Source organism: Phenylobacterium sp. (assembly GCF_037138395.1).
In the GTDB taxonomy this organism is placed as follows: domain Bacteria; phylum Pseudomonadota; class Alphaproteobacteria; order Caulobacterales; family Caulobacteraceae; genus Phenylobacterium.
Genome location: NZ_JBAXIM010000161.1, coordinates 1 through 5,420 on the forward strand (window position 1 = coordinate 1; position 5,420 = coordinate 5,420).

6 protein-coding genes are annotated in these 5,420 nt (G+C 70.6%); 1 reads left to right on the forward strand and 5 read right to left on the reverse strand.

Going from position 1 to position 5,420, the window contains the following annotated elements; translation table 11 throughout:
• From WCJ52_RS11230 to WCJ52_RS11250, 5 genes are all read right to left on the reverse strand, one after another.
• A partial coding sequence (locus WCJ52_RS11230; protein WP_336903397.1) for a hypothetical protein occupies positions 1 to 291 on the reverse strand: 291 nt, incomplete at its 3' end.
• A complete protein-coding gene (locus tag WCJ52_RS11235; RefSeq protein ID WP_336903398.1) occupies positions 288 to 632 on the reverse strand; it encodes a hypothetical protein in 345 nt (114 codons plus the stop codon). The genes WCJ52_RS11230 and WCJ52_RS11235, both read right to left, overlap by 4 nt.
• The gene (locus tag WCJ52_RS11240) at positions 632 to 2,044 is read right to left on the reverse strand and encodes a hypothetical protein (protein WP_336903399.1); all 1,413 of its coding nucleotides are present in this window, start codon (positions 2,042 to 2,044) and stop codon (positions 632 to 634) included. Before WCJ52_RS11240 ends, WCJ52_RS11235 begins: the two co-directional genes overlap by 1 nt.
• Positions 2,044 to 2,400, reverse strand: coding sequence for a hypothetical protein (locus tag WCJ52_RS11245; protein WP_336903400.1), 357 nt, complete (start codon positions 2,398 to 2,400; stop codon positions 2,044 to 2,046). Before WCJ52_RS11245 ends, WCJ52_RS11240 begins: the two co-directional genes overlap by 1 nt.
• Complete coding sequence (locus WCJ52_RS11250; protein ID WP_336903401.1) at positions 2,397 to 3,905, reverse strand: hypothetical protein; 1,509 nt, start codon at positions 3,903 to 3,905, stop codon at positions 2,397 to 2,399. The genes WCJ52_RS11245 and WCJ52_RS11250 overlap by 4 nt, the downstream gene beginning before the upstream one ends.
• On the opposite strand from WCJ52_RS11250, the gene WCJ52_RS11255 reads away from it, so the two are divergent.
• Positions 3,904 to 4,668, forward strand: coding sequence for a class I SAM-dependent methyltransferase (locus tag WCJ52_RS11255; RefSeq protein WP_336903402.1), 765 nt, complete (start codon positions 3,904 to 3,906; stop codon positions 4,666 to 4,668). The two genes, WCJ52_RS11250 and WCJ52_RS11255, sit on opposite strands and share 2 nt — an antisense overlap.
• Positions 4,669 to 5,420 lie beyond the last annotated feature (752 nt).

The following is a 5,420-nucleotide window of genomic DNA, read 5'->3' on the forward strand; positions in this document are numbered from 1 at the left end:
CTTCACGATCCGCCCTCCCCGGGGAGGGCGGCCCTCCCCAGATTTGGGCAGCCCCCGGGCCGCCCCGGCGATCCGCGCCCAGTCCGTCACCGTCGCCCCGGCCAGGTAGAGGGTGGCCAGCACCACATTGGCCGCCACCAGCCCCAGGCCCAGGGCGGCCAGCCCCTGCGGGTCGCGCACCTTCAGGATCACCGCCGCCAGCAGGCCGGCGTTCGCCAGGCTGGCCAGATAGGTGAAGATCCGCCTCCAGAGCCATGTGATCTCCACCGGCGGCCGTCCCGTCCCGGTCATCGCCCGCCCTCCCGCGAGACCAGGCCCGCGCCGAAGGCGGCCAGGGCCGCCGCCATCCAGGGCGCGTGCCGCCCCAGCCAGGTCCAGAAGGCCGCCGCACCGGCCACCCGGTCGCGCTGGGCCTCCAGGGCGTCGATCCGCGCCAGGGCCGACTTCAGCTCCCGCCGCACGGCCTCCACCAGCACCCCCGCCTCCTGCGCCTCCAGCCGGGCCAGCCGCTCGCGCACGTCGTCCACCTTGGCGCCCAGCCCCTCCAGCCGCCGGGTCTGGGCCGCCAGGTTTTCGCTGATCTGCCTCAGGGCGAAGAGCTGGGCCTCGTCCAGGGTTCCGGTCTCCGCCATCACGCCCCGCCCTTCGGCTGGAACAGCCGCGACAGGGGCGAGCCGGTCAGGCTGTTCACCAGCTGGGCGATCTCCCCCAGGGTCGCCCCGCTCGTCGTCTCCGTCCCCGACCTCTGGCCCTGGCTGTCGGTGGCACTGCCCTGGAACAGGCCCAGGGGCAGGCCGGAGAACATCTCGATCCGCCGGGCCAGGGCCTGCTCGGGCGCCGACAGCCGGGCCTGCTCCGCCGCCCGCACCTGCGCCCCGATCCGCGCCTGGGTCTCGGCGTCGGCCCGGCGCGAGGCCGCCGCGTCCAGGCCCAGGCGAGAGCGGGTCAGTTCACCCTCCTGGCCCAGCTGGGCCCGGGCCAGGGCGTCCTGCATCCGGCTCGCCTCGCCGGCCTGCGACAGCCGGGCTGTCTCCAGGTCCCGGGACTGGGACAGCTGAGCCATCTCCAGGTCCCGGGCCTGCGACAGGCGCGCCGTCTCCAGGTCCCGGGACTGGTCCAGCCGGGCCGTCTCCAGCCCGCCCTCCTGCGCCAGTCGTGCGCGCTCGAAGTCCCGGGCCTGACCCAGCCTCGAGGTCTCCAGGCCCCACTCCTGGCCCAGCCGGGCCTGCTCGAGATCCCGCGCCTGAACCAGCTGCGCCCGCTGGAGGTCCCGGGCCTGGGCCAGCTGGGCCGCGGCCGTCGAGGCCTGCTGGCGACGGTCCGCATCTCCCGACGCCAATCCGGCACCCTGGGTGAACATCTGGTCCAGCAAGCCCGCAAGCCGGCTGTTGCGGCCCCGGGCCAGCTCCCCCTCGGTCAGCGACCGGGTCAGGGCCGCCCCCGAGCCGCCAAACGCGCCCTGTCCGGCCAGCTCCAGGTCTTGGGTCGCCCGTCTTCGCCCGGCTTCGGCGTCGTAATCGTCCATGGCTGCCGCCAACACCTGGTCGCGGAAGGGCGTCATGTAGGACGACAGCCGGTCCAGCACGCTCGCCGCCTGGGGCGCCTCGCCCGTCCCCTCCAGGACGGGCCCCGAAGTCGGGAACGCCGGCGGTGCGCGGTCTGCCGGACCGGGGCCCAGCAGGTCGGCCCCCAAGGCGTAGGGTCGCCTGGAGACGGGGACCGCAGGTCCAGATGCCAGACCAGGCCCAGCCCAGGGCACCGGTCCGGGCACGGGTCCGGGCCCGGCGCTCGGCCGGCCCCAGCTCGCCCAGTCCGTCGTCCCGGTATTCCAGCCCTCGCCAAGGCCAAAGCCTGAGGCCCCGTCCGAGGCCCGGCGCTCCAGGTCCGAGAGCGGTGCGACCGAGGCCGCCGGATCGCCCCGCCCCAGGTCCGTCAGGGCCGCGTTCAGTCCCCGCGCCTGGGCGTCCACCCAGTCCGGCCGGGTCGGCGTCGTCACCGTCCGGCTGGTCTCGGTCGCGGTGGTCTTGGTCTTCTTCTTTCCCATCACAGTCTCCGTTCGATTTCATGTCCCGCCCGTCGATATCCAAAGGGCGCCAGCACCCGGGCCCAGCCCTTGCGTCCGTCCAGGGTGATCCGCGCGCAGCCCGCCCCCCGGGCCCAGGCCTCCAGGCCCGGCCTCAGGTCCAGCACCGCCGACAGCCGCCCGGCCGCCAGCCAGACGTGCAGGCAGGGCCCGTCCGGTTCCGGCGCCAGCTCCGTGGCCAGCACCGCCCCCTCACCAATCCAGAGCCGCGCCCGGCCCGTCCGTAGCGCCCCGGCCAGGTCCGCCGGCCCGGCGTCCGCCGCCAGGGCCGTCAGCGCCAGGCTCAGGGCCTCGCGGTCCTCCGCCTCGGGCCTCACCGTCCACCCGCCGGCGCCAGGTCAAACACCATCCGCCCGACCCGTCCCGCCGTGGGCGAGGCATTGCCGCTCAGCCGCACCCGGAACAGTCGTCCCGACAACCTCAGGTCCGCCCGCGCCTGTCCCGGCGCCAGGGCCACCGCCGGCGCCCGGCGGGCCTGCCCTTGCGGCGTGCGCCGGGCCGAGATCTCCAGCACCACCGGCCCCTGCTGCCCGGCCAGGTCCGGCCAGACCCCGCGCACCAGGGCCGTTCGGTCCTCGTCCAGCACCTGGTCGGCGCTCTCCAGGAACCAGGCGAAGGGCGCCCCGTCCGCGCTCGACCCCCGCTCGCACCAGAACATCGAGCCGTCCGGCCCCGTCGCCACGGGATGCTCAGCAGGCCCGGCGTCGATCATGGCGGTGCGCGGGGTCGCCCCCCGGCTCCAGGCCCCGTCCGCCAGGGACAGCACCAGGCACCGGCTGTTCTCGGCCCCGTCCCGCCGGTCGGGATAGTCGAACCTCACCTCGGAGAAGGCCGACAGGGTCGAGGCGAACACCTTGTCCCCCTGCCCCGCCGCCAGGTTCGCGGCCAGGTCCGCCCTCAGGGGGCAGGACAGGGGCTCCGGCGCCCCGCCCAGGGCATAGCGCCAGACCTGCAGGTCCGGCCCTAGCCAGAAGGCCTCCAGCCCGCTCACCGTCGCCGCATTGGGCCCGATCAGGCCACAGGCCTGCCCCACCCGGTCGAACCGCCAGGGCTGGCCGGGACTGCCGGTGAACACCCCCAGGAACAGGGCGTGGCTCGTCCAGACCAAGAGGTGCGACCCCAGGGTCCGCCCACCCACGATCCGCCCGCCCCCGGGCAGGACATACTCCCGCGCCGTTGTGTCCGCCGCCGTGGTCCACTGATCCAGCCGCCTCACCCCGCCGTGCCGGATACACAGGGGATTGAACCGGCCCGAGACCTCCTCCGAGCACCCCAGGGCAAAGACCTGGTCCGTGGCCGAGACCACCATGGCGGTCATCCGCGCTGGTGCCCCAGCCACCGGCCGGGCCGCCCCGCCACTGGCCGGCGACCACTGGTAAAGGGTCCCGTCCCGGGGCGCCGCCAGCAGGGTCTCGCCCCAGGCTGCCAGCGACCAGGTCCGCGGCGCCAGGGCCCCGTCCGAGGGCTCCGACCAGCCCCCGACACCCCAGGCGCCGGTGCCATAGCCCCGTCCGCCCGAGCCATCCGCCGCGCCGGGCGCCAGCCCCACGGGCGTGGCGTCCGCCAGCTCGCCCCCGCGCCAGATCTCCAGCCGCGAAGGCCCGCCAAAGGCCAGGACCAGTCCCCCCGACAGGTCGGTCCAGCCCAGCAGCCCCCGGCAGGGCCCGGCCAGCCGGCCCGGGTGCAGCCGCTCCCGGCCCCCGATCACCTGCGGCCGCCCCCGCCAGAACCGCACATTCGAGGCGTCCGCCCACCGGCCCGCCGCCGCAAACGAAGTGTCATCCGCCGCCAGCCCCGGCGGCGGGTCGAGTGTAAAACGCATGGCAAAGGCTCCCGCGGATTTGCGCCGCATGGGCGGCTCAAGCTATTCGAAGATCCAGAGGCCCCGGCTGATTGGGGCGAGCGGCTACCGAGGCACGGAAATGACCGATCAGGCGCCCAGCAATGAGCCTCAGTATGAGTTTACTCGGGACTGGTTCAGCCAAAATGTCCCGGTTTGGCGACAGATCATTAGCCGCGACAAGCCGACTAAGATTCTTGAGATTGGCTCGTTTGAAGGTCGCTCGACATGCTGGATCATCGAGATGTGCACGGAGCACGCCCAATCAGGGATTGAGGTCTATTGCGTTGACACCTGGGAAGGCGGCATCGAGCACCAGAAGGGTGGCCAGATAGAGACTCAGATGTCTGAGGTCGAAAAGCGATTTGACCACAACATCACGGTTGCGAAGGGCAAATCGTCTCACCTGGCAAACGTGCATAAGGTAAAAAAATACTCGAACTACGGGCTCCCCGAGCTCATAGCGAGCGGTAAGCATGGCTACTTCGATCTGATCTACATCGATGGATCCCATCAGGCACCAGATGTTCTGACTGACGCAGTGATGTCATTTCAACTTCTGAAGGTCGGTGGGATTATGATCTTCGACGACTATCTCTGGTCCATGGACAAACCAGGTTTTCAGGACGTCTTGAAAATGCCAAAGCCGGCAATTGATGCGTTCATCAACATTTTCCAACGCAAGATGTCAGTCTTCTTTGGCGCACCTATCGGTCAGCTCTACACCCGAAAAAACTCGGACTAACGCAGCTCGAACCAACCATCTGAGCGGAAAATAAGGAGCGTAATTCCAGAGATAGCTAGCACTTCGGCACCATTAGAGGTGACAGTCGGCCAGTCGGTTCGGATCACCACAATGCCGCTGCCCCCATTTCCGCCTGAAGCCGCGTAGCCACCACCACCACCACCACCACCGGCAGCGGATCGACCGTTACCCCCCGGCCCATTCAAGGCGCCGTCACCTGCGCCGTCGCCTCCCCGACCTGCGCCCGTCCCTCCAGTAGATGGATTATTTCCACCTCCCCCGCCTGACCCAAAGGTGATGGGTTCTCCGGTAAGCGTCAGCAACCGCCCAACACCTCCAGACCCACTGACAGTTCCCTGTCCATCCTGGCCAAGCTGGAGTGCTCCGCCACCGCCCCCGGAGCTACCGCCGCTGGCAGCAAGTTTCGCATCGCCGCCCTTGTTTCCCTGAACGCCTTGACCGCCAAGTTGAACCTCTGATCGGGACCAACTGTTTGCATAACCACCCCCACCCGAGGCTGATACGCCATTTGGTGGAGCTTGCGAGGAACCGCCACCCCCTCCACCAATGGCGATGATGCTCTCGCCGATACGGGATACACCCCCGGAGGTACCCCGTCCGGCGGGCGCCGCAGCGCCACCTTGGCCGCCGGCGCCGATGAAGATTGAGTATCGACCGATCTCAAGGGGCTGCCTTTCGACGTAAATGACGCCCCCTCCACCTCCACCCCCTGCCGGGCCAAAGTAATCTCC